This is a genomic window from Streptomyces bugieae (assembly GCF_036352915.1).
GTDB classification, from domain to species: Bacteria; Actinomycetota; Actinomycetes; order Streptomycetales; family Streptomycetaceae; genus Streptomyces; species Streptomyces endophytica.
On the sequence record NZ_JAZBJP010000022.1, the window covers coordinates 97,717 to 123,023 of the forward strand.

A 25,307-nucleotide genomic window follows, 5' to 3' on the forward strand; every position below is an offset into this window, starting at 1 on the left:
GGGCGGCTGCCCGGTGTGCGCGCCCCGGTGGGGTCACTCCCCGCCGGGGCGCGCCGCGTTTCCGGCGCCGGCCGGCGGCGGGGCGGTGGAGCCGCGGGGGACCAGTTCGACCGGCAGGGTGGGTTCCTGCGCGGGGCGGCCGTCGAGCACGGCCATCAGGGCGCGCATCCCGGCCTCGCCGAACTCCTCGGCGGGCAGCCGTACGGTGGTCAGCTCGGGTTCCACGGCGACCGCGAGGGCGAGGTCGTCGAAGCCGGTCACCGAGACGTCCTCGGGGACGCGCAGGCCGAGGCGGCGGACGGCCTTGCAGGCGCCGGCGGCGATGATGTCGTCGTCGCAGAGCAGGGCGGTGGGGCGGGGGCCGGGGCCGGCCAGCGCGGCGTGTGCGGCCCGCAGACCGGCGTCGACGCCGAGGGCGGTGGGTTGCCGGCGCAGCAGCGTGCCGGGGACCGCGTCGAGGGCCTCGGTGACGGCCCGGGCGCGTACCTCGAAGGTCCAGGAGCGGACGTCGGCGGCGAGGTGGGTGATGCGGCGGTGCCCGAGCGCGGTCAGATGGCCGGTCAACTGCCGTGCGCCGGCGGCGATGTCGAGGTTGACGGTGGCGGTCGCGCGCGCGTCGTCGGGGTCGCTGTCGAGCATCACCAGGGGGAGGTCGGCGGCGCGCAGGGGGGTGAGGGCCTCGGCGGCCATGGAGGAGGCGATCACTCCGTCGAGGGTGGCGGCCGCGGAGTCGAAGGGGTCGCGGGCGGGGCCGATGCCCTCGGGGGAGGGGTAGAGGACGACGCCGAAGCCGTGGTCGGCGGCGATCCGGGCGGCCCCGGTGTAGACCCGGGCGAAGAATTCGGTGGTGAGGGCGGGGACGACGAGGAGCACGGTGCGGGTGCGGCCCATGCGGAGGCTGCGGGCGGCGAGGTTGGGGCGGTAGCCCAGCTCGCGGGCGGCCGCGCGGACCGCCTCGGCCTTCCCGGGGGAGACCCGGCCGCGCCATTTGTCACCGAGGACGAGCGAGACGGCGGCCTGGGAGACACCGGCGGCCCGGGCCACATCGCGGCTGGTGGTGCGGGCGGCGGCCGGGCGCCGGCCGGGGGTCGTGGCCTTCTGGCTGGTCACGGGGTGTCTCGCTCCTCACTCGGGCGCTGCGGGGTGGACCGCGGGTTGCCGCCATGGTACGTATGACGGTGGAAGTTATACGTAACACGGCCGTCCGGGCCGGACCTGACAGGAAGGGGCGGGAATGGCCGCGGGGTATGCGGAGCTGCTGAGAACCCGGCATGCGGCCCGGCTGCTGGCCGGGACGCTGGTCGGCCGGCTGCCGAACGCCACCGCCGCGCTGGCGGTGGTGCTGTTCGCCCGGGCCGAGGGCGGCAGCTACGCCCTGGCCGGCGCACTCTCGGCGGTCTACGGCGTGTGCAACGCGATCGGCCAGCCGCTGCTCGGCCGGGCCGTGGACCTCTACGGGCAGCCGCGGGTGATGCTGCCCGCGTCGGTGCTCTCCGCCCTCGGCATGGCGTTGCTGGCGGCCGTCGGCCTGGACGTGCTGTGGCTCGCCTACGCGGCCATGGTGATCGCCGGTTTCTTCACGCCCCCTCTGGAGGGCGGGCTGCGGGCGCTGTGGCCGGGCGTCCTGAAGCGCGCGGACCGGGTGCACGCCGCCTACGCGCTGGACGCGGTGGCGCAGGAAGTCATGTTCGCGGTGGGTCCGTTGCTGGTGACGCTGTGCGTGGCGGCGTGGTCGGCGGGGGCCGCACTGCTGGTCATCAACGCGATGGGGGTGCTCGGCGCGCTCTCGGTCGTCGTCTCACCGCCCTCCCGGCAGTGGCGCAGCGGCCCGCGCGAGGCGCACTGGCTGGGCGCGCTGCGGTCGGCCGGGATGCTGGTCCTGATCGGGGCGTTCTTCTTCGTGGGCCTGGCGCTGGGGTCGATCGCGGTCGCGGCGGTGGCGTACGCGGACGAGCACGGCGGCGGGATGGTCTCCAGCTATCTGCTCTCCGCGCTGGGCGCCGGGGCGCTGGCCGGCGGGCTGGTCTACGGGGCGCGGGACTGGCCGGGGCACCCGGAGAACCGGCTGCGGCTGCTGATCGGCCTGCTGGCGCTGGGGTATCTGCCGCTGGTCCTGGTCCCCGGCGTGGCCGGGATGACCGCGCTGACCGGTGTCGCCGGGGTGTTCCTGGCGCCGGCGCTGGCCTGTGCGTTCGTGGTGGTGGACCGGCATGCGCCCAAAGGCACGGTCACGGAGGCGTTTTCGTGGCTGGTGACGACCTTCGGGGTCGGTTCGGCGGTGGGTGCGTCGGTGGCGGGCCCGGCCGTGGAGGGCGGCGGCGCGCAGGCCGGCTTCGCGGTGGCCGGGGCGGGCGGACTCGCCGCGCTGCTCGTCCTTTTGTCGACGAAGCGATTTCTCGGGGAGCCCGGGCGGCCTACGGCGGGTGCGACCCCGGCGGAAAATGATCGAAACGGGGCCGCCGAACCCGGTTTCAGAGCAGGCCATCAGGCGTAATGTTCAGTCATGGACCGCCGCATTTTCGGGCTGGAGAACGAGTACGGCGTCACGTGCACGTTCAGGGGACAGCGCCGACTGTCGCCTGACGAAGTGGCGCGGTACCTCTTCCGCCGTGTCGTGTCATGGGGCCGCAGCAGCAATGTCTTCCTGCGGAACGGCGCCCGCCTGTACTTGGACGTGGGCTCGCACCCGGAATACGCAACTCCCGAGTGCGACAACGTGACCGAGCTGGTCACTCACGACAAGGCCGGTGAGCGCATTCTCGAAGGCCTGCTCGTCGACGCCGAGCGCCGCCTGCATGAGGAGGGAATCGCGGGCGACGTCTATCTGTTCAAGAACAACACCGATTCGGCGGGAAACTCCTACGGCTGTCACGAGAATTACCTCGTCGCCCGCCACGGCGAGTTCTCCCGGCTCGCGGACATCCTCATTCCGTTCCTGGTCACCCGCCAGCTGCTGTGCGGCGCGGGCAAGGTCCTGCAGACGCCGCGGGGCGCCGTCTACTGCGTCAGCCAGCGCGCGGAGCACATCTGGGAGGGCGTCTCCTCGGCGACCACCCGCTCCCGCCCGATCATCAACACCCGTGACGAACCGCATGCGGACGCCGAGCGCTACCGCCGGCTGCACGTCATCGTCGGCGACTCGAACATGTCCGAGACGACGATGATGCTCAAGGTGGGCGCCACGGACCTCGTTCTGCGGATGATCGAGGCGGGCACGGTCATGCGCGATCTGACGCTGGAGAATCCGATCCGCGCGATCCGCGAGGTCAGCCACGACACCACCGGACAGCGCAAGGTGCGGCTGGCCAGCGGGCGGGAGGCCTCGGCGCTCGAAGTCCAGCAGGAGTACTACGAAAAGGCGGTGGATTTCTGCGACCGCCGCGGAATCCGCACCGGTCTCGTGGAGCGCGTACTGGAACTGTGGGGCCGCACCCTGGAGGCGATCCGGGACCAGGAACTGGACCGCATCTCGACCGAGATCGACTGGGTGATGAAACATCAGCTGATCGAGCGGTACCGCACGAAGAACAACATCACGATGTCCCACCCACGAGTGGCGCAGATAGACCTCGCGTATCACGACATTCACCGCCGCCGGGGGCTTTACTACCTCCTGGAGCGGAAGGGTCAAGCCGCGCGGATCTGCAATGACTTGAAGATCTTCGAGGGCAAGTCGGTGCCCCCGCAGACGACTCGGGCCCGGCTGCGCGGTGACTTCATCCGCCGGGCGCAGGAACAGCGCCGGGATTTCACCGTCGACTGGGTGCACCTCAAGCTCAATGACCAGGCGCAGCGTACGGTCCTGTGCAAGGACCCGTTCCGTTCGGTGGACGACCGGGTGGAGAAGCTGATCGCCGGGATGTGACCCGCGGGGAATGCGGAGATGTGCCGGGAGCCGAGTGCTCCCGGCACATTGCTGTGTTGTGCCGGGAAAGGTCCACGGGATCAGGTCGTAGAGTGGCGGGCATTGCCCACCACCCCACGAGCCCGAGTTGGACTGATGCTGAATCTCTCCGGGGCACGGACCCCGCACCCCCGCTCGTTCCCGAAGCACACCCGTCGCGCCGCCGTCGCCGCGCTGACCGTGCCCCTGCTGCTGATCACCGCCGCCTGCGGGTCCGACGACGGCAAGGGCTCGTCGGGCGAAGCCGTCGTGAAGGTCACGGGCAAGCCGGGGGCGCAGCCCAAGATCACGGTGCCGAAGGGTGCCAAGCCGTCCGACACGGCCGTCACCAAGACCCTCGTCCAGGGGAAGGGCGCGACCGTCAAGAAGGGCGACCTGGTCCGCCTGGACTTCGCGGCGCAGACCATGAAGGGCCAGAACCTCGGCAGCAGCTGGACGCCGCAGCCCGGCGCCAAGCCGGGCGCGCCGCGCACCCAGGTGGTCAGCGAGGTCACCGACCAGATGACGCAGCAGATGCTGCCGCCGAAGGTGATGTCGGCGGTCGCCGGGCAGAAGGTCGGCAGCCGGTTCGAGGTCGAGGGCACCGCCAAGGCGCTGATCGGCGCGGGCCTGAACCCGCAGTCCGGGATCAAGCCGGGGGACGGCCTGGTGTGGGTCGTCGACGTGGTCGGCGCGAAGAAGGTCGACAAGAAGGCGAAGGCCGAGGGCAAGCAGGCCGACCCCGAGAGCGGGATGCCGGAGGTGACCGCGGCGGACGAGAAGGCCGCGAAGATCACCATCCCCAAGGGGGAGAAGGCGCCCAAGGGCCTGGAGCAGCAGGTGCTGATCAAGGGCAAGGGTCCCGAGGTGAAGGCCGGCGACGGCCTGATCGCGCAGTACACCGGTGTGAAGTGGGAGGACGGCAAGAAGTTCGACTCCTCCTGGGACCACGGGGGTGCGACCGCGTTCCAGATCGGCACCGGGCAGGTCGTCCAGGGCTGGGACAAGGCGCTGGTCGGCAAGCACGTCGGTGACCGGGTGGAGATCGTCATCCCGCCGAAGCTGGGCTACGGCGCGAGCCCGCAGCACGAGCTGGCCAAGAACACCCTGGTCTTCTCGGTGGACATCGTCGGCACCGTCTGACCAGCGGCGACGTCAAGATCTGCCAGACTGGCCCGGTAATCGTAAAGATTCGCAAGTAGGAGCACATCAGTGAGCATCGACAAGCCCGAGATCGACTTTCCTGAGGGCCCGGCTCCCACCGAGCTCGAGATCGTGGACCTGACGGAGGGCGACGGGCCGGTCGCCAAGGCCGGGGACACCGTCTCCGTCCACTACGTCGGCGTGTCCTTCAGCACCGGCGAGGAGTTCGACGCCAGCTGGAACCGCGGCAAGCCGCTGCAGTTCCAGCTCGGCGCCGGCCAGGTCATCGCCGGCTGGGACCAGGGCGTCCAGGGCATGAAGGTCGGCGGCCGCCGCCGGCTGACCATCCCGCCGCACCTGGCGTACGGCGCGCACGGCGCCGGGGGCGGCCGGATCGCCCCCAACGAGACCCTGATCTTCGTCTGCGACCTGGTCTCGGTCTGACACCGCCGCCGCTCCCGGACGGGACGGCCGCCGACGCACCCGAGGGCCCGCGCCACCTGATGGCGCGGGCCCTCGGCCATGGGCCCTCGGCTTTTACCTTGACCACCCCGAGCGGTACGGTCAACGATCGGGAGTTCAACGAGAAAGGGCGTCGATGGCGATTGCCAAGGCCGAGCGGCTGATGAATCTGGCGCTGTGCCTGCTGGGGACGCGACGCCCGCTGACCAAGCGCGAGCTCCGCTCGTCCATCGAGGCCTACCGCGAGGCCTTCGGGGCCGGTAACGGCACCCCGAGCGGCGACGAAGCCTTCAACCGGATGTTCGAGCGGGACAAGGACGACCTGCGCGAGCTGGGCCTGGTCATCGAGACCGTCGAGGGCATCGACGGCGAGGTCGGCTACCTCGCCCGCCGCGACAGCAACCGGCTGCCCCCGATCACCCTGGACGCCGAGGAGGCCGCCGCCCTCGGGCTGGCCGCCAAGGTCTGGCAGCAGGCCCGGCTGGCCGGCGCCGCCAGCGGTGCGCTGCAGAAGCTGCGGGCGGCCGGGATGCCGCTGGCCGGGGACGGCGAGGACTACGACGCCGGGCAGCCGCACAGCGCGCTCGAACCCCGCATCCCCACCCACGAGGCCGCCTTCGAACCGCTGATGCTGGCCTGCCGCGACCGCCGCCCGGTCGTCTTCGACTACCGCAAGTCCAATGCCGCCCGCCCCGAGCAGCGCCAGGTCGAGCCGTGGATCCTGGAGTGCTGGCGCGGCCACTGGTACGTCGCCGGCTGGGACCGCGAGCGCAAGGCCGAGCGGGTCTTCCGGCTCTCCCGGATCACCGGCAAGGTCCGTTCCCGGCAAGGGAAGTTCACCGCGCCGGTGCCCGACCACGTCACCGTCCGCGAGACCGTCGAGAGCTGGGCCGGCGAGACCGCCACCGGCACCGCCCGGATCAAGCTCCGCGCCGAGCACGGCTATCCGCTGCGGGCCCGCGCGCTGAGTGTCCGGGACCTGGGCGACGGCTGGGACGAGCTGGAGATCCCCAACGGCCACGGACTCGACGCCTGGCTGGTGGAGTTCGGGCCCGACGTGGTCGTACTGGAACCCGCGGAACTGCGCGCCGACGTCGTCGACCGGCTGCGCGCCGTGGCCAAGGGCTGAGAGGGACGGGGAGCTTCACTCATGGCCACGAACGCGATCGACCAGACCCGCCGGATGCTGTCGCTGGTGACGTATCTGCGCGAGCGCCCCGGCGCCCGCGTCGGCGACGTCGCGCGCGCCTTCGGCATCACCGAGGACGAGCTCATCGCCGACCTCGACGTGCTGCCCATGTGCGGCACGAGCTTCCGCGGCGGCGACCTGCTGGACATCGACACCGACGGCGACCGCATCTGGTGGCACAACCCCGACGACGTCGCCGAACCGCTGCGGCTGGCCGCCGACGAGGCCACCGCCCTGCTGGTCGCGGCCCGCGCGGTCGCCACCCTCCCGGGGCTGCGGGAGGGCGACCGGCAGGCGCTGCTGCGGGCCACCGCCAAGCTGGAGGCGGCGGCCGGTGAGGCGGCCGGCGCCAGCTCCCGGCTCTCGGTGACCTTCGAGTCCGAGGGCGGGGTGTTCGCCGACGTCGACCGGGCGATCGCCGAACGGCGCCGGCTGTGGCTGCGCTACTACTCCCCGGCCCGCGACGAGCTGACCGAGCGCGAGGTGGACCCGATCCGGCTGTTCGCCGTCGGCCACACCTACATGGAGGCCTGGTGCCGGCTCTCGGAGGCCCGGCGCACCTTCCGGCTCGACCGGGTCGCCGAGATCAAGCTGCTGGACGCGCCCGCCGACCCGCCCCCGGTCGAGCTGCGCGATCTGTCCGAGGGCCTGGTGCAGCCGGCCGCCGAGGACCCCGAGGTGTCCATCGAGGTCGGGCCGGGCGGCCGCTGGGTCGCCGAGTACTACCCGCACGACAGCGCCGAGGAGCTGCCCGACGGCGGGCTGCGCATCACCCTGCGCACCCCCGACCCGGCCTCGCTGCGGCGGCTGGCGCTGCGGCTGGGCCGGGACGGCCGGATCGTGGCGCCGCAGGCGCTGGCGGACAGTGCCCGGCGCGCCGCCGAGCAGGCGCTCGCGGCGTACGGCGAGTGAGCGGCGGCCCGGCCACCGCGCGCGGCGACCGAGGGAGCGGGCCGTGGCCAGTAGGAGGAGGCAGCGAGGGATGACGACCACTATGGCGACCGGGACGGCGACCGCCGGCCCGGCGGACGTGACCGCTCCGGTGCTGTTCAAGGCGGCCTGCCCGGACTGCCGGGGCCGCTTCGAGCTGGCCTCGGACGCGTTCCGGCTGGCCATCGGCGGCAGCCGCCGCACCACCTTCTACTCCTTCACCTGCCCGGACTGCCGGCGCGCGGTGCGCCGGCCGGCCGGCGAGCGGATCGTCGAGCTGCTGACCGGCGGCGGGGTGCGCACGCTGCGGCTGCACTCGGGCTGACCGATAGGCTCGCCCCATGCTCTGGCCCATGATCGCCATCGCCCTCGGCTTCCTAGGGATCGCCGTACTGGGCGTGCTCGCCGTCCGTGTCTTCATCGAGGTGCGCCGGCTGGCCCGCCAGGTCGGCACGGCGTCGGAGCGGATCCAGCGGGCCGCCCAGGACCTGGAACGGGCGGCGGTGCCGCTGGCCTCCCGGATGTACGAGACCGGCCGGGACCGGGTCCGGGACTGACACCGGGGCCGCGGGCCCGGCGCCCGGACGTCGCCCGGGACGCCGGCGCCCTGCTGCACGGCAGGGCGGAGAGGTAGGCTTCCCTCCGCGGTTCGAAGAGCGCGGCGGTCGTGGCAATCCGGAGGTTGCACGGGGATTGCCGGACGTTCACCACCGAACGTTACGATCGATCGAGCACCAGGACGCCAGTCCGACCCCATCGGCAGGCACCACAGCAGACGCCGCCCCGGCGAGAAGGTAGTCGCACATGCTCAGCAACCTGAGGGCCCCCGAGATCATCCTGATCCTCGTCGTTATCGTGCTGCTGTTCGGCGCGAAGAAGCTCCCGGACATGGCGCGTTCGCTCGGCAAGTCCGCGCGGATCCTCAAGAGCGAGGCCAAGGCGATGAAGAAGGACGGCGAGGCGGACGGTGCCGCGGCCACCTCGTCCGAGGCGTCCACCGACGCCGCCCAGCAGGCGCCCCGTACGATCCAGGCCGCCCCGGGCGATGTGAGCAGCTCGCGCCCGGTCGCCGAGCCGAACCACACGACCAAGCAGGGCTGACCCGCACCGCCCCCCGACGGACGATCCAGTCGTACCGAACCGGTCGGCAACGGCTGATGCACGAGACGAGGAAGTGGGTTGCTCAAGTCTGCCCGCAAGCAGGAGAAGGACCCCGAGGGACGGATGCCCCTCGCGGCGCATCTGCGTGAGCTGCGCAACCGGCTGCTGAAGTCGGTGCTGGCGATCGGTGTGGTCACCGTCGTCGCGATGTGGCAGTACGACGCCATCGCCCACTTCATCACGGGGCCGGTCATCGACGCGGTCGGCTGCGGGCGCGGCAGCGTGACCGCTCCGCGGACGCATCCGTGTGCCGAGGTCACCGCCAACGGTCTGCTGGCGCCGTTCACCATCCTGCTCAAGCTGTCCCTCACGGTGGGCGTCGTCGGTGCCAGCCCGATCTGGCTCTACCAGCTCTGGGCCTTCCTCGCACCGGGCCTGCACCGGCACGAGAAGAAGTACGCGCTGAGCTTCGTCGGCGCCGGCGTACCGCTCTTCCTGGCCGGTGCCTACCTCGCCTACGCGGTGCTGCCGACCACGGCGGGCGCCCTGGTCGGGCTGACGCCGGACGACTGGGCCAACCTCTTCCCGGCCGACGAGTTCTTCGACATCGTCACGCGCATGATCGTGGTCTTCGGCCTCGCCTTCGAACTTCCGCTGCTGCTGGTGCTGCTCAACTTCGGCGGGGTGGTCACCGGGCGACGGATCATGAGCTGGTGGCGGTTCATGGTCCTCGGCATCACGATCTTCGCGGCCATCGCCACCCCGACCGGTGACCCGCTGACCATGAGCCTGCTGGCCGCCCCGATCGTGGTGCTGTACTTCGGCGCCGCCGGCATCTGCCTCTTCAACGACCGCCGCCGCCGGCTGGGCAACCCGGACGCGGGGCTGAGCGACGACGAGGCGTCCCGGCTGGATCTGACGCCGTCGGACGTCGGGGAGATCGAGTCGGTGTCCTCGGGGCGGATGCTGCCGGAGCAGGCGAGCGGCGAACCGGACGACGGCGCAGGGCCACGACGCGGTGGTTTCGACGACGTGACGTGAGGTGACGGCCCCTCACATGCCGTGACGGCCCCGGGCTCGGTTCGAGCCGGGGCCGTTTCGCATGCCGGGAACGTTCCTCGCCGGGTCCCCGCTCGGTAAAGGCCGCACATAAAGATCGGGTCGTTGTCAGAGGTGGCCGGTAGGCTCGTAAGCACGATGACCGAGGACATGTCCCCTGCTGAGCGCTATGCCGCCGCCAAGCTCCGGGCGGCCGAGCAGGCCACCGCACTCACCGGTTTCCGGGAGCTGTACGACTTCGAGCTGGACCCGTTCCAGGTCGACGCCTGCCAGGCCCTGGAGGCCGGTCAGGGCGTGCTGGTCGCCGCCCCCACCGGATCCGGCAAGACGATCGTCGGCGAATTCGCCGTCCACCTGGCCCTGGAGCAGGGCCGCAAATGCTTCTACACCACGCCGATCAAGGCACTGTCCAACCAGAAGTACCAGGACCTGGTCAAGCGGTACGGCGCGGCGAAGGTCGGCCTGCTGACCGGCGACAACAGCGTCAACTCCGAGGCGCCGGTGATCGTGATGACCACCGAGGTCCTGCGGAACATGCTCTACGCCGGCTCCCAGTCGCTGATCGGCCTGGCGTACGTCGTCATGGACGAGGTGCACTACCTCTCCGACCGCTTCCGCGGCGCCGTCTGGGAAGAGGTGATCATCCACCTCCCCGAATCGGTGACCCTGGTCTCGCTGTCCGCGACGGTCTCCAATGCCGAGGAGTTCGGTGACTGGCTCGACACGGTGCGTGGTGACACCGCCGTGATCGTCTCCGAGCACCGCCCCGTCCCGCTGTGGCAGCACGTCCTCGCCGGCCGCCGGATATACGACCTCTTCGAGGAGCGGGACGGCGGCAACGGCGGCCGCCGGGAGGTCAATCCCGACCTCGAACGACTCGCACGGATGGAGAACAGCCGGCCGACCTTCGGCCGGGACAAGCGCCGGGGCCGCACGATGCGGGAGGCGGACCGCGAGCGCGAGCGGCGGCAGCGGGCGCGGATCTGGACGCCGAGCCGGCCCGAGGTCATCGACCGCCTCGACAACGAGGGCCTGCTGCCCGCGATCACGTTCATCTTCAGCCGGGCCGGCTGCGAGGCCGCCGTCCAGCAGTGCCTGTATTCGGGGCTGCGGCTCAACGACGCGGAGGGCCGCGAACAGGTCCGCCGCATAGTGGAGGCCCGGACAGCCGGGATCCCGGACGACGACCTCCATGTGCTGGGCTATTACGAATGGCTGGAGGGCCTGGAGCGGGGCATCGCGGCGCACCACGCCGGCATGCTGCCGACCTTCAAGGAAGTCGTCGAGGAACTCTTCGTCAAGGGCCTGGTGAAGGCCGTCTTCGCCACCGAGACCCTGGCGCTGGGCATCAACATGCCGGCCCGTTCGGTGGTGTTGGAAAAGCTCGTGAAGTGGAACGGCGAGCAGCACGCCGACATCACCCCCGGCGAGTACACCCAGTTGACCGGCCGGGCCGGGCGCCGCGGCATCGACATCGAGGGCCATGCGGTGGTGCTGTGGCAGCGCGGGATGAACCCGGCCGCGCTGGCCGGGCTCGCCGGCACCCGGACGTACCCGCTGCGGTCGTCGTTCAAGCCGTCGTACAACATGGCGGTCAACCTCGTCTCGCAGTTCGGCCGGCACCGTTCGCGCGAGCTGCTGGAGATGTCGTTCGCGCAGTTCCAGGCCGACAAGTCGGTGGTCGGCATCTCCCGGCAGGTGCAGCGCAACGAGGAGGGCCTGGACGGCTACCGCGCCTCGATGACCTGCCACCTCGGCGACTTCGAGGAGTACTCACGGCTGCGGCGGGAGTTGAAGGACCGTGAGACCGAGCTGGCCAAGCAGGGCGCCGCGCAGCGCCGGGTGGCGGCCGCGGCGGCCCTGGAGAAGCTGAAGCCGGGCGATGTGATCCATGTGCCGACCGGCAAGTACGCCGGCCTGGCGCTGGTCCTCGACCCCGGTATGCCGTCGGGCCGGACCAACGGCCACCGTGGCTTCGACTCGCAGGACGGCCCGCGACCGCTGGTGCTGACCGCCGAGCGGCAGGTCAAGCGGCTCGGCTCGATCGACTTCCCGGTGCCGGTGACGGCGCTGGACCGGATGCGGATCCCCAAGTCGTTCAACGCCCGCAGCCCGCAGTCCCGCCGCGATCTGGCGTCCGCGCTGCGCACGAAGGCCGGGCACATCGTGCCGTCGCGCCACCGCAAGCCCCGGTCCGCGGCGGTCGACGACGGCGAGATCTCCCGGCTGCGCACCGCGATCCGTGCGCACCCCTGCCACGGCTGTGACGAGCGCGAGGACCACGCGCGCTGGGCGGAGCGCTACCACCGCCTCAAGCGGGACACCCGCCAGCTGGAGCGCCGCATCGAGGGCCGGACGAACACCATCGCCCGCACCTTCGACCGGATCTGTGCGCTGCTGACCGAGCTGGGCTACCTCGAAGGCGACGAGGTCACCGACGAGGGCCGCCGGCTCGCCCGGCTCTACGGCGAGCTGGACCTGCTGGCCAGCGAGTGCCTGCGGGACGGCGTCTGGGAGGACCTCGGCCCGGCCGAACTCGCCGCCTGCGCCTCCGCGTTGGTGTACGAGGCCCGGCAGGCGGACGACGCGGTGGCCCCCAAGCTGCCGGCCGGCAAGGCGCGGGACGCGCTGGGCGAGATGGTCCGCATCTGGGGCCGGCTGGACGCCCTGGAGGAGGACCACCGGATCAACCAGGCCGAGGGCGTCGGCCAGCGCGAACCGGACCTCGGCTTCGCCTGGGCCGCCTATCGCTGGGCGGCCGGTTTCGGCCTGGACGAGGTGCTCCGGGAGGCGGAGATGCCCGCCGGTGACTTCGTCCGCTGGTGCAAGCAACTGGTCGACATCCTCGGCCAGATCGCGGCCGCCGCCCCGGCCGGCAGCTCGGTGGCGAAGAACGCCCGCCGGGCCATGGACGGTGTGCTGCGCGGCGTGGTCGCGTACTCCTCGGTCGGCTGACGGGCCGTACGGACGACGGCGCCGCGCCCCCGCCGAGGGGGTGCGGCGCCGTCGTCGTGGGCCGGTCCGCCGGGGTTACGAGGCCTGCCGTGCGCCCGTCGCCGCCCGCTCGGCGTCGCGCTTGGCGACCTCCTCGCGCACCAGCGGGATGACGTACCGACCGAAGTCGATGGCGTCGTCGAGCAGGTCGTAGCCGCGTGCGGAGAGGATGTCCACGCCGAGGTCGTAGTAGTCGAGCAGGGCCTGGGCGACGGTCTCCGGCGTACCGACCAGGGCGGTGGAATTCCCCGCGCCGCCGGTCTCGGCCGCGGTCGGCGTCCAGAGGGCCCGGTCGTGCCGCTCGCCCTCGGCGGCCACCGCGAGCAGTCGCTGGGAGCCGGCGTTCTGCGGGCCGGTCAGCGGGTGGCGGCGGCTGAGCGCGCCGCCCGCCTTGCGCGCCTTGATCCGGTCCAGGGTGCGGTGCGCCTTCTCCCAGGCCAGGTCCTCGGTGGGCGCGATGATCGGCCGGAAGGCGACCTGGATCCTGGGGACGTCACTGCGGCCGGCCGCCCGGGCCGCCGCCTTCACCGAGGCGATCTGCTCGGCGGTCTGCGCCAGCGGCTCGCCCCACAGGCAGTAGATGTCCGCCTCGGCACCGCCCGCCGCGTACGCCGCCGGTGAGGAGCCTCCGAACGACACCTGCGGGTGCGGTTGTTGGAGGGGGAAGGTGTCGGAGACGAAGTCGTGGAAGCGGTAGTGGGTGCCCTCGTGGTCGAAGGGCTCGTGGGTGGTCCAGATCTTCTTGACGATGCGGATGTATTCCCGGGTGCGGTCGTAGCGCTCGTCCTTGGTCAGGGTGTCGCCCTCGCGCCGCTGCTCGTGGTCGTTGCCGCCGGTGATGAAGTGCACCGCGAGCCGGCCGTCGCTGATCCGGTCGAGCGTGGCGAACGTCTTCGCGGCGAAGGTCGGGTACGAGACGTTGGGGCGGTGCGCCACCAGGATCTGCAGGGTGTCGGTGCGGGCGGCGACATAGGCGGCGGCCGGGGAGGGGTCGGGGGAGCCGGAGCCGTAGGCGAACAGCACCCGGTCCCAGCCGTACTCCTCGTGGGCGCGGGCGAGCTTGAGGGTGTAGTCCTTGTCGAAGGACGCACCGGAGCGGGGGGTGACTTCGGAACCGTCGTTGGTCGCGGCAATGCCGAGGAACTCGACAGGCATGGGTAGGGCCTCGTCTTCTCGTAGGCGGGCGCGCCGGGGCGCCGGGAATCGCGGAGGGAAGGTCCGCGCCACGGAGAAGTCAGCGGCAACAGGAGGCGGACCACACCCGACCGAAGTCGATGTGGTCGCGGGTGACCAGCCGCGTGAGAGGACGCATGGGGTCAGTGGAACAGACGGATACCTGCACCGTCAACCAATTGCCGGACGGGGAGCGGGTGTTGGGCCCGCCTGCGGGGACGGTGTTCCGTCCGCCGGCCGGGCGACGTAGATCCAGTCGAAGCCGTCGTACCCCTCCGCGTCGAGTGCCGCGCCCGGCGGAGTCCGGCACGCACCGCCACGTGTGGTTCGCCTGAGCAGTCCTCAGGTGACAGGCAGGGAGCGCAGGAGCCGGACGGTGGGCGCCAGGTCGCAGAGGCCCGGGGCAGGCGCAGCGCAGGCGGGGGCGTCCGGGCCCGGGCTCGGCGTGTGCTCTGTGCCGGTCCGGGCCCTGTCACCGTCCGCGGATGTTCGTCAGCCTGCCGCGCCGGCCCGGCCCGCCACGCCGCCCTCGCCCTTCCTCAGCCGCACCACCGTCGCCCGTATCGCGAGGAAGAGCAGCACGCCGATCGGGGAGAGGAGGACGGTCAGGAGGAGCAGGGGGCCCATCAGGAGGGGGTGGAGGCGCAGGGTGCGGGCCTCGCGGTACATCCACTGGCCGAGGAACAGGTCCCAGGCGATCACCTGGGCCCAGATCGCCCCGGCCCCGCCGCCGAGGCGCAGCAGGTCCTGGAAGCCGGTGAGGTCGGGGTGGCTGACGGCCGCCCAGAGGTGCGGGAACACCGGGACGGCCAGGGCGAGGTAGACGACCAGGACCGGGACCATGGGGAGCGGTGAGGCGGCGATCCGGTCGGTCCAGCGCCAGCCGGGGGCCAGGATCAGCAGTGCCCAGAACGGCGCGGCGAGCAGGAAGGCCAGATCGAAAAGGGTGCTGGGGGTCATGCGGGGGACTCCGTGGTGAGGGTGGGGGAGGGGGCGGTGAGGCCGGGGGCCGGGGTCGCGGTGCGGCGGCGGAGTGCCGCGTACGTCGCGAGGCCGGTGGCCGCCGCGAGGGCGGCGAGCGCGGTGAGTGTTGCGGCGTCGGGGCGCACGAGGGCCTGGCCGCGCAGGGCCTGCCAGGTGACCACGGCCAGCAGTCCGGTGAGGAAGCCGGCCGCGACCAGGACCAGCCGCAGCCGCACCCGTGCGTCCCGCAGCCGGGCGAACCGTCCGGCCAGCGCCTCGATCCCGTAGAGGAGGAGCGGCAGCGCCTGGAGGGCGTGCATGCCGACGAAGTGCGGGATGCGCAGATCGCCGCCGGTGGTGTTCCAGCCGGTCACCGGCATGGCCGGACCGCCGTCGGGGACGCCGACGCTGTGCGCGCCGACGGCGGTGCGCAGCCCGTCGGCCTGCTGCTCCGGGGTGGGCATCAGCATCAGCCCGCCGAGCGCGAGTCCGGCCAGTGCGATCAGCAGGCCGAGGCGGATCGCCCAGGTGGTGGCCCGGTCGCCGAGCCGGGCCCGGAAGAGCAGGACCGCGATGACGAGGGTGGCGGTCCACAGGGCCACGATGGTCAGCCCCATCACGATGAACAGGCCCCGGTCCAGCGGGGTTTCGACGTTGAAGTGGCTGCGCCGGCCGCGCAGGGCCTGGCCGGTGATGACGGCCATCTCGATCAGCCCGGACACCACGACCACATGGGCGGCCCGGTCGCCCAGCCGGCCGGGCGCGGGGCGCCGGGAGAGCATCCAGGCCAGCGTCAGCCCGTACGCGGCGAACGACACCGCGAACTTGAACGGCTTGAACCAGACCGGAGCCCCGAGCACGACCCGTTCGTCGACGATCAGGCCGACCGCGGTGACGGCCGCGAGCGCGGCCATCGCCCAGGAGAAGGCGAGCAGTGAACGGTATCTGGACATGGGTCCCCCCAGGGATGGCACCGGTGCGCGGGCGCACGGGTGCCCAGGCGTGGGCCGGCGGCGGCCACAGAATGGATAGTGGCGCTTTCCGCTATCTGATAGCTGGACTATCTATGATGGGGGCGGAATTGGCAAGGCCGGGTGTGCGGGGGCCCGGGGACAGGGCGGCGGGGCGGACCCCGGCGCGGGAAAGGGCGGCGGGTGCGGATGCGCATCGGGGAGCTGAGTCGTGCGACCGGGGTCGCGATACCGACGATCAAGTACTACGTCCGCGAGGGACTGCTGCCCGCGGGCCGGCTGACCAGCCCCAATCAGGCCCGTTACGACGACGGTCACGTCCGCAGACTGCGGCTGATCCGGGGGCTGATGGACGTCGGCGGGCTGTCCGTCGCGGCCGTGCGGGAGGTGCTGGCCGCCGTCGACGCACCCGAGGAGCCGGTACACAAGGTCCTCGGCGCGGCGCAGGAGGCGATCGCCCCGCCGCAGGCCGCAGCGCCGGACGGCATCGAGGAGGCGCGGCGCACGGTCGAGGGGCTGATCCGCCGGCGCGGCTGGCGGGTCGCCCCGCAGAACCCGTCCGTCGAGGCGCTGGCGGTCGCGCTGGCCACCCTCCAGGGCCTCGGCCACGGTGACTTCGAGGAGCTCCTCGAAGGCTACGCCGACGCCTGCGAGCGGGTGGCCGACGCCGACCTGGCATGGGTGGGGCGCAACGCGGAGGTCGACCGCCTGGTGGAGAGCGTGGTGGTGGGGACCGTGGTCGGGGACGCGGTCCTGAGCGCGCTGCGCCGGCTGGCGCATGTGGACGCCTCGGCCCGCAGGTACGAGGGCGGGGAGACGGTCTGAGGGGCGGTCGGCAGGCCCGGGGGCGGAGGATCCGGTGGCGGACGTCCGGTCGCGGGCCCGCCGGTGGAGCGGGGGGGGGCGCGGAGAGGCTGACGTGGCGTCAGGAGGCGGCCGCGGGGGCGGTCTCCTGCTCCGCCTCGACCTGCTGGTTCCAGTCGCTCTTGGACGCCTGCCAGCCGTCCTCGTCGTGGCCGGTGCGCCAGTAGCCGGAGATGGACAGGTCCTCGCGCGGGATCTGGCGCTCGACGCGGAGCAGCCGGCGCAGCTCCTTCACGAAGCCCGCCTCGCCGTGCACGAACGCCTGGACCCGGCCGGCCGGGAACGCCAGGTCCCGTACCGCGGCGACCAGTTGGCGGCCGACCGGGGCGTCGCCGCGGTGCAGCCAGGTGATCCGCGCACCGGCCGGAACGGTCAGCTCCTGGCGCTCCTCGGGCCCGGCGACCTCGATGAATGCGTGCACCGGGGTGCCGTCCGGGATCCGTGCCAGGGACGCGGCGATGGCCGGCAGTGCGCTCTCGTCGCCGGCCAGGAGGTGCCAGTCGGCCGCCGGGTCCGGGGTGTAGGCGCCGCCGGGGCCGAGCAGGAAGATCTCGTCGCCCGGTTGCGCGGCCGCCGCCCAGGGGCCCGCCAGGCCCTCGTCGCCGTGCACCACGAAGTCCACGGTCAGCTCGCGGCTCTCCGCGTCCCAGGCGCGCACGGTGTACGTACGGGTCCGGGGCCAGCGGTCGCGCGGGAACTCGGCGCGGATCCGCGCGATGTCGAACGGCTCCGGGTAGTCCACGCCGGGGAGCGGGAAGACCAGCTTGACGTAGTGGTCGGAGTACTCGCCCGCGGCGAACTCCGCCAGTCCCGCGCCGTCCAGCACCACCCGGACCATGTGCGGGGTGAGCTGCTCGGTGCGCCGCACCCGGGCGCGGTGCAGTGCGGGCTTCTTGCGGGACGGTCGTGTCGCTGCCACGGCAATCTCCCCTGACGCGGTGGTGGCCGGCGGGCCCGGAGAAACGGACCCGCCTTGTTAGGTATACCTAACCTAACAGTAGTTCACCGGCGGAGCGTGACGAGCAGCCGCTGCAGGGCGCCGCCCAGGCCCCACTGCGCGGCCAGCGCCTCCAGGCGCTCGGGATCGGCCGGCTCCGCCGGCAGCGCGAGGTCCGCGTCCGGGACGGGCACGTCGGCGGCCACCTTGATCACCTTCGGGGCGACCGCGACGTACGGGCGGGCCTCCAGCAGGCGGGCGCGCTGTGCCGGGGTCACCTTCGAGGCGGGGTCCTCCGCGGCGGCCATGATCCCGGCGAGGTCCCCGTAGGTGGCCAGCAGCTTCGCCGCGGTCTTCTCGCCGATTCCCGGGACGCCGGGCAGGCCGTCGCTGGGGTCGCCGCGCAGCAGTGCCAGATCGGCGTACCCCGGGCCGTCCACGCCGTACTTCTCGCGCAGCCACGCCTCGTCGGTGACCTGGAGGGTGCCGACGCCCTTGAGGGGGTACAGGACGCGGATGCCGCGCCGGTCGTCGACGAGCTGGTAGAGGTCCCGGTCGCCGGTGACGATGTCCACCGGGCCCGCCGCCCGCGCCGCGAGCGTGCCGATGATGTCGTCGGCCTCGTAGCCGGCCGCGCCGATCCGGGCGATGCCGAGCGCGTCCAGCACGTCCTCGATGACGGGGACCTGGGGGGAGAGGGTGTCGGGGATCTGCTCCTCGTCGGGCTCGGCGGAGCCGGCCGGGGCCTCCTCGGCGACCCGGTGCGCCTTGTAGGAGGGGATCAGATCGACCCGCCACTGGGGACGCCAGTCGAAGTCCATGCAGGCGACCAGGTCGTCGGGGTGGTGGTCCTGGACGAGCCGGGCGATGAAGTCCAGCAGACCGCGCACCGCGTTCACCGGCGTGCCGTCCGGGGCCCTGACCGATTCCGGTACCCCGAAATAGGCGCGGAAGTACAGCGAGGCGGTGTCGAGGAGCATCAGGCGTCGAGTCACACCCCGCATGATGCCGTATGCCCCAATCGTCGCCGCGATGTGATCTGGCACACCGATGTGTTTGCGCCGCATAAAGGCGGGCAGACGCGCAGCCGGAGCGGACCCGGTGGAGATTCAACATTTCCAGCGGTTAACGACGGGCCGAACCCGTCCCGCACCACGACCTGCCGGCGGGGGTGGCAGGTCGTTTCTCGTGCGACAAGAGAGGTATATGTGTCCAGGCTGCAAGCCGAGCACCTGTACAAGGTGTTCGGCAGACGACCCGAGGACGCGGTACGCCGACTCGAAGCCGGCGCGAGCCGGGACGAATTGCGGGCCGAAGGCACCACCGCCGCCGTGATCGATGCGTCGATCGAGGTGGACGAGGGGCAGATCTTCGTCGTCATGGGCCTGTCCGGGTCCGGCAAGTCCACGCTGCTGCGCATGCTCAACGGCCTGCTGGAGCCGACCGCCGGAAGCGTGCGGATCGACGGCCAGGACCTCACCTCCCTCAGCGACAAGGAACTGCGCGCGGTCCGCTCCCGGAAGATCTCCATGGTCTTCCAGCACTTCGCGCTCTTCCCGCACCGCAGCGTCCTGGAGAACGCCGCCTACGGGCTGGAGGTCCAGGGCGTGCCGCGCGCCGAGCGCGAGCGGCGGGCCACCGAGGCACTGGAACTCACCGGCCTCAAGGGCTGGGAGAAGTCCTGGCCCGACGAGCTGTCCGGCGGCATGCAGCAGCGCGTGGGCCTGGCCCGGGCGCTGGCCACCGACGCCGACCTGCTGCTGATGGACGAGTCGTTCAGCGCGCTGGACCCGCTGATCCGCCGCGACATGCAGGACCAGCTGCTGGAACTGCAGAAGACCCTCAAGAAGACCATCGTCTTCATCACCCACGACCTCAACGAGGCGATGCGCCTCGGCGACCGGATCGCGGTGATGCGGGACGGCCGGATCGTGCAGACCGGCAGCGCCGAGGACATCCTCGTGCGCCCCGCCAACGACTACGTCGCGTCCTTCATCCAGGACGTGGACCGCAGCCGGGTGCTGACCGCCGGCGCGGTGATGGCCGAGGTCGGCACGGTGCTCGGCGGCAGCACGCCGGAGGGCGGCACGCTCGGTACGGCCGCGGAGTTCCGCGCCGCGGCGCCCGCCACCGTGGACGTCGACACCCCGCTGGTGGAGCTGTTCACCCCCTGCTCGGCCAGCAGCGTCCCCGTGGCGGTGACCGACGCCAAGGGCGCCGTGATCGGTGCCGTACCGGCCGAGCGGCTGCTCGCGGTGCTCGGCGAGCCCGCCGAACAGGGCGCGGAGCAGGAGCCGGCGGCTCCCGGCGTCCCCGCCCAGCCCGCGGTGAAGACCCTCGCGAAGACGGCGGAGACCACCGCGGAATCGACGAAGACCACTGTGGAGACGACGAAGACCGCCGCGGAGACGGGTGACGACGAACCCGGTGACGGCGACGCCGAGGGCAAGGTGATCGCCGGTGCCTAGGATCCAGATAGGCAGCTGGGCCAATGACGCCGTCAACTGGCTGCGCGACCACCTCGACTGGCTCTTCACCCTCATCACGAAGGTGCTGAACGGCCTCTACGACGCGATCCACACGGTCCTCGCCGGGCCCGAACCGCTGCTGCTGGCCGGCATCTTCGCGGTGCTCGCCTGGTGGCTGCGCGGACTGCCGGCCGCCGTGCTCACCTTCCTCGGGTTCGCCCTGATCGACTCGGTCGAGCAGTGGGGCCCGACCGTCGAATCGCTCTCGCTGGTCCTGGTGGCCTGCCTGATCACCGTCGTGGTCGCGGTGCCGCTCGGCATCTGGGCGGCCCGCAGCCGGCTCGTCGGCGGGGCGCTGCGCCCGGTCCTGGACCTGATGCAGACCATGCCGGCGATGGTCTACCTGATCCCCGGCATCCTCTTCTTCGGCCTCGGTGTCGTCCCCGGCATCGTCGCCACCATCGTCTTCTCCATGCCGCCCGCGGTCCGCATGACCGAGCTGGGCATCCGGCAGGTCGACGAGGAACTGGTCGAGGCCGCCGAGGCGTTCGGCACCCACCCGCGGCGCACCCTCTTCCGCGTCCAGCTGCCGCTCGCGCTGCCCACCATCATGGCCGGCATCAACCAGGTCATCATGCTCGCGCTGTCCATGGTCGTCATCGCCGGCATGGTCGGCGGCGGCGGTCTCGGCGCGTCCGTCTACAACGCGATCAGCTCGGTCAACGTGGCGCTGGGCGCCGAGGCCGGCCTCGCGGTGGTCATCCTCGCCATGTACCTGGACCGGATGACCGGCGCCCTCAACCAGCGGGTCTCGCCGCTCGGCCGGCGTGCGCTGGCCAAGGCCCAGGCGTCGCTGGGCAGCCTGAAGTTCCTGCAGTGGCGGCCCGCCACGTCCGTGGCCGTGGTCGGCGTGGTCGTGCTCGCGCTGATCGCCGGCGGCATGGGCATGTTCGGCAAGAACGCTGCCCAGGGCGGCGGCAACGGCCGTCCGATCAGCCTCGGCTACGTCAACTGGGACGAGGGCAAGGCCACCACCTACCTCTGGAAGGAGATCCTGGAGGAGCGCGGCTACAAGCCCAAGGTCCAGGCGCTGGAGGCCGGTCCGCTGTTCGCCGGGCAGGCCCGCGGGGACATCGACGTGCAGACCAACGCCTGGCTGCCGACCACCCACGCCTCGTACTGGAAGAAGTACAAGGACCAGCTGGAGGACCTCGGCGCCTGGTACGACAAGACGTCGCTGGAGATCGCGGTGCCCTCGTACGTCAAGGGCGTCAAGACCCTGGACGACCTCAAGGGCAAGGCCGGCGAGTTCGGCGGCAAGATCACCGGCATCGAGCCCGGCGCCGGCGAGATGAAGATCCTCAAGGACAAGGTCCTCAAGGACTACGGCCTGAGCGGTGAGTACAAGGTGCAGGAGTCCAGCACCTCGTCCATGCTCACCGAGCTGGACCGCTCGGTCCACCAGAAGAAGCCGATCGCCGTCACGCTCTGGTCGCCGCACTGGGCGTACGACAAGTACCCGCTCACCAAGCTGAAGGACCCCAAGGGATCGTTCGGCTCCGGTGACAGCCTGCACCTGCTGGGCCGCAAGGGCTTCGCCAAGGACGAGCCCGAGGTCGCCAAGTGGATGAAGAACTTCCACCTGGACGAGAAGCAGCTCACCAGCCTGGAGAACGACGTCAAGAACGCCGGCGAGGGCCATGAGCAGGACGGCGTGCGCAGCTGGCTGAAGAAGAACCCGGGCCTGGTCGAGAAGATCGCGCCGTCCGCCCACGCCACCTACGCCAAGGGCAAGGACGCGGGCAAGGCGCCCAACATCGGCTACCCGGCGTGGGACGAGGGCATCGCCACCACGTACCTCTGGAAGAACATCCTGGAGAAGCGCGGCTACCGGCCGAACATCCGCAACCTCGACATCGGACCGATGTGGACCGGACTGTCCACCGGCCAGATCGACGTGGAGACGGACGGCTGGCTGCCGGTGGCGCAGAAGCAGTACTGGGACAAGTACCAGAAGGATCTCGTCGACGTCGGCCCGTGGTACGACAAGACGTCCCTGGAAATCGCCGTGCCGTCGTACGTCAAGGGCGTGAAAACCCTCGACGACCTGCGCGAGCACAAGGACGAATTCAAGGGCAAAATCATCGGGATCGAGCCCGGCACGGGTGAGATGAAGCGGCTCAAGGACACCGTGGCACCGGCGTACGGGCTGCAGGACTTCGAGGTCACCTCGGCCGGTACCAGCGCCATGCTCGCCGAGCTGGACCGCGCCTACCACAAGCACGAGCCGATCGCGGTGGTGCTGTGGTCGCCGCACTGGGCGTACAGCAAATACCACCTGACCAAGCTCGCCGACCCGAAGGGCACCTGGGGAGCGAACAACCAGATCAAGACGCTGGGCAACAAGAGCTTCCCGAAGAAATTCCCGGAGTTCGCCGGCTGGCTGAAGAACTGGAAGATGAGCCCCGAGGAACTCGGCAGCCTGGAGAAGGACATCCAGGACGCCGGCAAGGGAAATGAGAACAAGGGCGTCGAGAAGTGGATCGACGACCACCCGGGAATTGTGGACAAGATGGCGCCGGTGAAGTAGGCGGGTCTTCTCCCCATACCGCGGCGGGCCCCGTCCCCCGGCAGTCGCCGGGCGGCGGGGCCCGCGACGTGTCCGGTTCACCTGACCGGCGGCGGGTGCGTCGCGGACCCCGGTGCCGGATGGTTCGCTGGGGACGTGAACCCTGCGCACATCGCCGCCGCCGCACTGATCGGCGCCGCCGGCCTGGGCGTCGCCGCGCCGGCCGCCGCGGCCGAGGTCGACCCGGACCCGATGGTGGCCGGGCAGCGGGTGCGGATCAGCGACGAGCAGGAGTGCGGCGCGGTGCACGGCGCCCGGGCCGCCTCCAAGCTGTTCGGGCCGGTGGCGCTGCGGCCGGGCGCGGACGGGCTGACCGGCCACGCCCGGGTGGCCGACGGCGCGGCCCCGGGACGCTACCGGGTGACCATCGAATGCACGCCGGGCGGCGAGCGGTTCACCGAGCTGGTGACCGTACGGGCCGGGCGGGTCGAGGGGCTGACGGCGACCCAGGCGGCGGGCGGGCTGGCCCTGCTGCTGCTCGCCGGGGGCGCGGCGTATCTGCTGCGGCGCAGCGTCCGCCGTTAGCCGGTCCACCCGGGGCGCGCACCCCGCCGACCCATAGCCTGGGCGCATGACCCGTCGTGTGGTGTCCCTGGTGCCGTCCCTCACCGAAGCCGTGGCCGTCAGCGCGCCCGGGCTGCTGGTCGGGGCGACCGACTGGTGCAGCCGTCCGGCGGGCCTCGACGTGGTGCGGATCGGTGGCACCAAGAACCCCGACACCGCCCGGATCGCCGCGCTGGCGCCCGATCTGGTGCTCGCCAACGAGGAGGAGAACCGCCCGGCCGATCTGGCCGCCCTGCGCGCCGCCGGGCTGGACGTCTGGGTCACCGAGGTGCGGACGCTGGAGCAGGGGTTCCGGGAGCTGCACCGGGTGCTGGTCACCGGCTGCGGACTGGCCCGGCCCGGCTGGCTGGACGCCGCCGAGGCCGCCTGGCGGGACCCGGCGCCCACGGTGGGGGAGCGGACCGCGGTGGTGCCCATCTGGCGACGGCCGTGGATGGTGCTGGGCCGGGACACCTTCGCCGGCGACCTCCTGGCCCGCCTCGGCGTGCGGAACCGCTACGCCGGCCACCCCGACCGCTATCCGCGGATCGCCCTCGACGCGCTCAACGCCGCCGGCGCCGACCTCGTCGTGCTGCCCGACGAGCCCTACCGCTTCACCGCCGACGACGGGCCCGAGGCGTTCCCCGGGCTGCCCGCCGCGCTGGTCAGCGGGCGCGATCTCACCTGGTACGGCCCGTCGTTGGTGACCGCCCCGGCGGCCCTGGCGACGGCGCTGGCCGGGGCGCGCTGAGCCGTCCGGCGGTACGGGCTACCGGGCCGGCGGCGGGGGCGTGAGCAGCCGGCCGTGGGCCAGACCGCTCGCGGTGCGGGCGGCGGCGACCGCGACCGCGGCCACCAGGAGGGCGTAGAGGGCCACGGCCAGCCAGGTGAAGGCGGTCAGCCCGGTGTGCCGGGCCAGGCCCGCCGCCCCGGTGACGCAGGTGCCGAGCGGGAAGGTGAAGCCCCACCAGGTCATCGCGAACGGCATGCCGTTGCGCACGGCGCGGACCACCAGCGCGCTCGCGAGCGCCAGCCACAGCAGGGCGAAGCCCGTCACCGGGATGCCGTACAGGACCGCGAAGGCGCCCATGGCATGGGCGGTCGGGGCGTCGACGACGCCCGGCGCCACGTCGGCCAGGTTGCCGGTCGCGGTGGTGGACTGGCCGAGCGGGCCGAGGACGAGGAACAGCGTGGGGGTGAGGGCGAGCGGCAGCGGCCCGTGGTGGATCAGCCGGGACACCACGAGGGGCAGCACCAGCAGCGTCGCGAGCAGCGACATCCCGAACAGCGCGTAGCAGGCCACCAGCATCGCCTGCTGCCACTGGCCGGCCGGCAGATGGGGCAGCAGCCCCGGGCCGAGGGCCGCCGAGACCATCGGCGCGACCAGCGGCAGCAGCCAGACCGGGGTGGCACTGCCCGGCTCGATGCGGTGGCGGGTCACCATCAGGTACGGGATCGCGGCGGCCCCGGCCACCCCGACGAGGGTGCCCAGGCTCCACAGCACGGCGTCGGCGGCGAGCGCGGCCGGCCCGCCGATGACGTCCCGGCCCACCGTCAGCGTGCCGCCGCCCACCGCCAGCAGGGCCATCGACAGGCACCCGTAGAACGGCGCCACGGCCGGGTCGAGGAGATGCCGGCGGGCCTGGTCGGTGTGGCGGAGCCAGTGGACGGCGCGGGCGGCCAGCAGGGTGACCAGCAGCAGGGCCGACAGCGCCCAGACGAACCGGCAGGCGGTGCGCAGCCCCGGGGCGGCGAGCGGCAGGGCCGCGCCGGCGTTGGCGACGATCGCCGTGCCCATCACCGTGGCGTACCAGTTCGGGCCGAGATGACGGAACGGGCCCGAGCGACGGACCGGCTCCGAGGGGCGGGGTGGGGCGGCGGGGCGGGAAGGTGCGTGCGCGAGGGTTGCCATGGAAGAAGCGTCGGTGGTCGCCGCGGCCGCCACCAGGGACGTCGTGTCTATGAGGGCATAAGCTGGGGTTATGAGCAGGGGGAGCG

Annotated in this window: 23 protein-coding genes; 16 read left to right on the forward strand and 7 right to left on the reverse strand. The window is 72.2% G+C overall.

Features of this window, described 5'->3' with window-relative positions:
- Nucleotides 1-33: 33 nt before the first annotated feature.
- Nucleotides 34-1,110: a LacI family DNA-binding transcriptional regulator gene (locus tag V2J85_RS27435; protein ID WP_261952440.1), complete on the reverse strand. Its 1,077-nt coding sequence runs from the start codon at nucleotides 1,108-1,110 to the stop codon at nucleotides 34-36.
- A 124-nt stretch (nucleotides 1,111-1,234) separates the two neighbouring features.
- Between V2J85_RS27435 and V2J85_RS27440 the strand changes: the two genes are divergently transcribed.
- From V2J85_RS27440 to V2J85_RS27490, 11 genes are all read left to right on the forward strand, one after another.
- Complete coding sequence (locus tag V2J85_RS27440) at nucleotides 1,235-2,494, forward strand: MFS transporter (protein WP_261952441.1); 1,260 nt, start codon at nucleotides 1,235-1,237, stop codon at nucleotides 2,492-2,494.
- A 9-nt stretch (nucleotides 2,495-2,503) separates the two neighbouring features.
- Nucleotides 2,504-3,865 (forward strand): Pup--protein ligase, encoded by a 1,362-nt coding sequence (gene pafA / locus V2J85_RS27445; RefSeq protein ID WP_030414300.1) that lies wholly within the window; start codon nucleotides 2,504-2,506, stop codon nucleotides 3,863-3,865.
- A gap of 135 nt (nucleotides 3,866-4,000) precedes the next feature.
- Nucleotides 4,001-5,026, forward strand: a complete 1,026-nt coding sequence (locus V2J85_RS27450) for an FKBP-type peptidyl-prolyl cis-trans isomerase (protein WP_261952442.1) — start codon at nucleotides 4,001-4,003, stop codon at nucleotides 5,024-5,026.
- 69 nt (nucleotides 5,027-5,095) lie between these two features.
- Nucleotides 5,096-5,470: an FKBP-type peptidyl-prolyl cis-trans isomerase gene (locus V2J85_RS27455; protein WP_261952443.1), complete on the forward strand. Its 375-nt coding sequence runs from the start codon at nucleotides 5,096-5,098 to the stop codon at nucleotides 5,468-5,470.
- Between the two features lie 154 nt (nucleotides 5,471-5,624).
- Nucleotides 5,625-6,617 (forward strand): helix-turn-helix transcriptional regulator, encoded by a 993-nt coding sequence (locus V2J85_RS27460; RefSeq protein WP_261952444.1) that lies wholly within the window; start codon nucleotides 5,625-5,627, stop codon nucleotides 6,615-6,617.
- 21 nt (nucleotides 6,618-6,638) lie between these two features.
- Complete coding sequence (locus V2J85_RS27465; RefSeq protein ID WP_030801811.1) at nucleotides 6,639-7,589, forward strand: helix-turn-helix transcriptional regulator; 951 nt, start codon at nucleotides 6,639-6,641, stop codon at nucleotides 7,587-7,589.
- Nucleotides 7,590-7,659: 70 nt separating this feature from the next.
- A complete protein-coding gene (locus V2J85_RS27470) occupies nucleotides 7,660-7,932 on the forward strand; it encodes a hypothetical protein (RefSeq protein WP_261952445.1) in 273 nt (90 codons plus the stop codon).
- 16 nt (nucleotides 7,933-7,948) lie between these two features.
- On the forward strand, nucleotides 7,949-8,164 hold the full coding sequence (locus V2J85_RS27475) for a hypothetical protein (RefSeq protein ID WP_261952446.1): 216 nt from the start codon (nucleotides 7,949-7,951) through the stop codon (nucleotides 8,162-8,164).
- 247 nt (nucleotides 8,165-8,411) lie between these two features.
- A complete protein-coding gene (tatA, locus tag V2J85_RS27480; RefSeq protein ID WP_261952447.1) occupies nucleotides 8,412-8,708 on the forward strand; it encodes a Sec-independent protein translocase subunit TatA in 297 nt (98 codons plus the stop codon).
- Nucleotides 8,709-8,786: 78 nt separating this feature from the next.
- On the forward strand, nucleotides 8,787-9,749 hold the full coding sequence (tatC, locus tag V2J85_RS27485; RefSeq protein ID WP_261952448.1) for a twin-arginine translocase subunit TatC: 963 nt from the start codon (nucleotides 8,787-8,789) through the stop codon (nucleotides 9,747-9,749).
- 156 nt (nucleotides 9,750-9,905) lie between these two features.
- Nucleotides 9,906-12,722 (forward strand): DEAD/DEAH box helicase, encoded by a 2,817-nt coding sequence (locus V2J85_RS27490; protein ID WP_330823056.1) that lies wholly within the window; start codon nucleotides 9,906-9,908, stop codon nucleotides 12,720-12,722.
- A gap of 75 nt (nucleotides 12,723-12,797) precedes the next feature.
- Here the strand turns inward: V2J85_RS27490 and V2J85_RS27495 are convergent, their stop codons facing one another.
- From V2J85_RS27495 to V2J85_RS27505, 3 genes are all read right to left on the reverse strand, one after another.
- Nucleotides 12,798-13,916 carry an LLM class flavin-dependent oxidoreductase gene (locus tag V2J85_RS27495; protein ID WP_330823057.1) on the reverse strand — a complete coding sequence of 373 codons (1,119 nt, stop codon included), beginning with the start codon at nucleotides 13,914-13,916 and terminating at the stop codon, nucleotides 12,798-12,800.
- A gap of 510 nt (nucleotides 13,917-14,426) precedes the next feature.
- Nucleotides 14,427-14,894, reverse strand: coding sequence for an ABA4-like family protein (locus V2J85_RS27500; RefSeq protein ID WP_330823058.1), 468 nt, complete (start codon nucleotides 14,892-14,894; stop codon nucleotides 14,427-14,429).
- Nucleotides 14,891-15,811 (reverse strand): hypothetical protein, encoded by a 921-nt coding sequence (locus V2J85_RS27505; RefSeq protein ID WP_419836841.1) that lies wholly within the window; start codon nucleotides 15,809-15,811, stop codon nucleotides 14,891-14,893. The genes V2J85_RS27500 and V2J85_RS27505 overlap by 4 nt, the downstream gene beginning before the upstream one ends.
- A 246-nt stretch (nucleotides 15,812-16,057) precedes the next feature.
- On the opposite strand from V2J85_RS27505, the gene V2J85_RS27510 reads away from it, so the two are divergent.
- Entirely contained in the window at nucleotides 16,058-16,693 is a 636-nt protein-coding gene (locus V2J85_RS27510) for a MerR family transcriptional regulator (protein WP_330823068.1), read from the forward strand.
- 100 nt (nucleotides 16,694-16,793) lie between these two features.
- Here V2J85_RS27510 and V2J85_RS27515 read toward each other — a convergent pair whose 3' ends face one another.
- Both V2J85_RS27515 and V2J85_RS27520 read right to left on the reverse strand, forming a co-directional pair.
- On the reverse strand, nucleotides 16,794-17,651 hold the full coding sequence (locus V2J85_RS27515) for a siderophore-interacting protein (protein WP_261952455.1): 858 nt from the start codon (nucleotides 17,649-17,651) through the stop codon (nucleotides 16,794-16,796).
- Nucleotides 17,652-17,734: 83 nt separating this feature from the next.
- Nucleotides 17,735-18,649 carry a 5'-3' exonuclease gene (locus tag V2J85_RS27520; protein WP_330823069.1) on the reverse strand — a complete coding sequence of 305 codons (915 nt, stop codon included), beginning with the start codon at nucleotides 18,647-18,649 and terminating at the stop codon, nucleotides 17,735-17,737.
- A gap of 228 nt (nucleotides 18,650-18,877) precedes the next feature.
- Here V2J85_RS27520 and V2J85_RS27525 point away from each other — a divergent pair, with 228 nt between their 5' ends.
- From V2J85_RS27525 to V2J85_RS27540, 4 genes are all read left to right on the forward strand, one after another.
- A complete protein-coding gene (locus V2J85_RS27525; protein ID WP_330823060.1) occupies nucleotides 18,878-20,137 on the forward strand; it encodes a quaternary amine ABC transporter ATP-binding protein in 1,260 nt (419 codons plus the stop codon).
- Entirely contained in the window at nucleotides 20,130-22,727 is a 2,598-nt protein-coding gene (locus V2J85_RS27530; protein ID WP_330823061.1) for an ABC transporter permease/substrate binding protein, read from the forward strand. The genes V2J85_RS27525 and V2J85_RS27530 overlap by 8 nt, the downstream gene beginning before the upstream one ends.
- Before the next feature lie 135 nt (nucleotides 22,728-22,862).
- Nucleotides 22,863-23,291 (forward strand): hypothetical protein, encoded by a 429-nt coding sequence (locus V2J85_RS27535; RefSeq protein ID WP_261952458.1) that lies wholly within the window; start codon nucleotides 22,863-22,865, stop codon nucleotides 23,289-23,291.
- Between the two features lie 46 nt (nucleotides 23,292-23,337).
- Entirely contained in the window at nucleotides 23,338-24,060 is a 723-nt protein-coding gene (locus V2J85_RS27540; RefSeq protein WP_261952459.1) for a helical backbone metal receptor, read from the forward strand.
- Nucleotides 24,061-24,078: 18 nt separating this feature from the next.
- Here V2J85_RS27540 and V2J85_RS27545 read toward each other — a convergent pair whose 3' ends face one another.
- Nucleotides 24,079-25,221, reverse strand: a complete 1,143-nt coding sequence (locus V2J85_RS27545; RefSeq protein WP_330823062.1) for a TDT family transporter — start codon at nucleotides 25,219-25,221, stop codon at nucleotides 24,079-24,081.
- Between the last annotated feature and the right edge of the window lie 86 nt (nucleotides 25,222-25,307).

What these genes read in the sequence shown, in the direction of transcription:
- V2J85_RS27500 (WP_330823058.1), bottom strand. Translation starts at nt 14,894, where the DNA reads ATGACCCCCAGCACCCTTTTCGATCTGGCCTTCCTGCTCGCCGCGCCG.
- V2J85_RS27520 (WP_330823069.1), bottom strand. Translation starts at nt 18,649, where the DNA reads ATGCTCCTCGACACCGCCTCGCTGTACTTCCGCGCCTATTTCGGGGTA.
- pafA (WP_030414300.1), top strand. Translation starts at nt 2,504, where the DNA reads ATGGACCGCCGCATTTTCGGGCTGGAGAACGAGTACGGCGTCACGTGC.
- V2J85_RS27505 (WP_419836841.1), bottom strand. Translation starts at nt 15,811, where the DNA reads ATGGCCGCGCTCGCGGCCGTCACCGCGGTCGGCCTGATCGTCGACGAA.
- V2J85_RS27465 (WP_030801811.1), top strand. Translation starts at nt 6,639, where the DNA reads ATGGCCACGAACGCGATCGACCAGACCCGCCGGATGCTGTCGCTGGTG.
- V2J85_RS27475 (WP_261952446.1), top strand. Translation starts at nt 7,949, where the DNA reads ATGCTCTGGCCCATGATCGCCATCGCCCTCGGCTTCCTAGGGATCGCC.
- V2J85_RS27510 (WP_330823068.1), top strand. Translation starts at nt 16,058, where the DNA reads ATGCGCATCGGGGAGCTGAGTCGTGCGACCGGGGTCGCGATACCGACG.
- V2J85_RS27495 (WP_330823057.1), bottom strand. Translation starts at nt 13,916, where the DNA reads ATGCCTGTCGAGTTCCTCGGCATTGCCGCGACCAACGACGGTTCCGAA.
- V2J85_RS27490 (WP_330823056.1), top strand. Translation starts at nt 9,906, where the DNA reads ATGACCGAGGACATGTCCCCTGCTGAGCGCTATGCCGCCGCCAAGCTC.
- V2J85_RS27440 (WP_261952441.1), top strand. Translation starts at nt 1,235, where the DNA reads ATGGCCGCGGGGTATGCGGAGCTGCTGAGAACCCGGCATGCGGCCCGG.
- V2J85_RS27470 (WP_261952445.1), top strand. Translation starts at nt 7,660, where the DNA reads ATGACGACCACTATGGCGACCGGGACGGCGACCGCCGGCCCGGCGGAC.
- tatA (WP_261952447.1), top strand. Translation starts at nt 8,412, where the DNA reads ATGCTCAGCAACCTGAGGGCCCCCGAGATCATCCTGATCCTCGTCGTT.
- V2J85_RS27545 (WP_330823062.1), bottom strand. Translation starts at nt 25,221, where the DNA reads ATGGCAACCCTCGCGCACGCACCTTCCCGCCCCGCCGCCCCACCCCGC.
- V2J85_RS27460 (WP_261952444.1), top strand. Translation starts at nt 5,625, where the DNA reads ATGGCGATTGCCAAGGCCGAGCGGCTGATGAATCTGGCGCTGTGCCTG.
- V2J85_RS27450 (WP_261952442.1), top strand. Translation starts at nt 4,001, where the DNA reads ATGCTGAATCTCTCCGGGGCACGGACCCCGCACCCCCGCTCGTTCCCG.
- V2J85_RS27540 (WP_261952459.1), top strand. Translation starts at nt 23,338, where the DNA reads ATGACCCGTCGTGTGGTGTCCCTGGTGCCGTCCCTCACCGAAGCCGTG.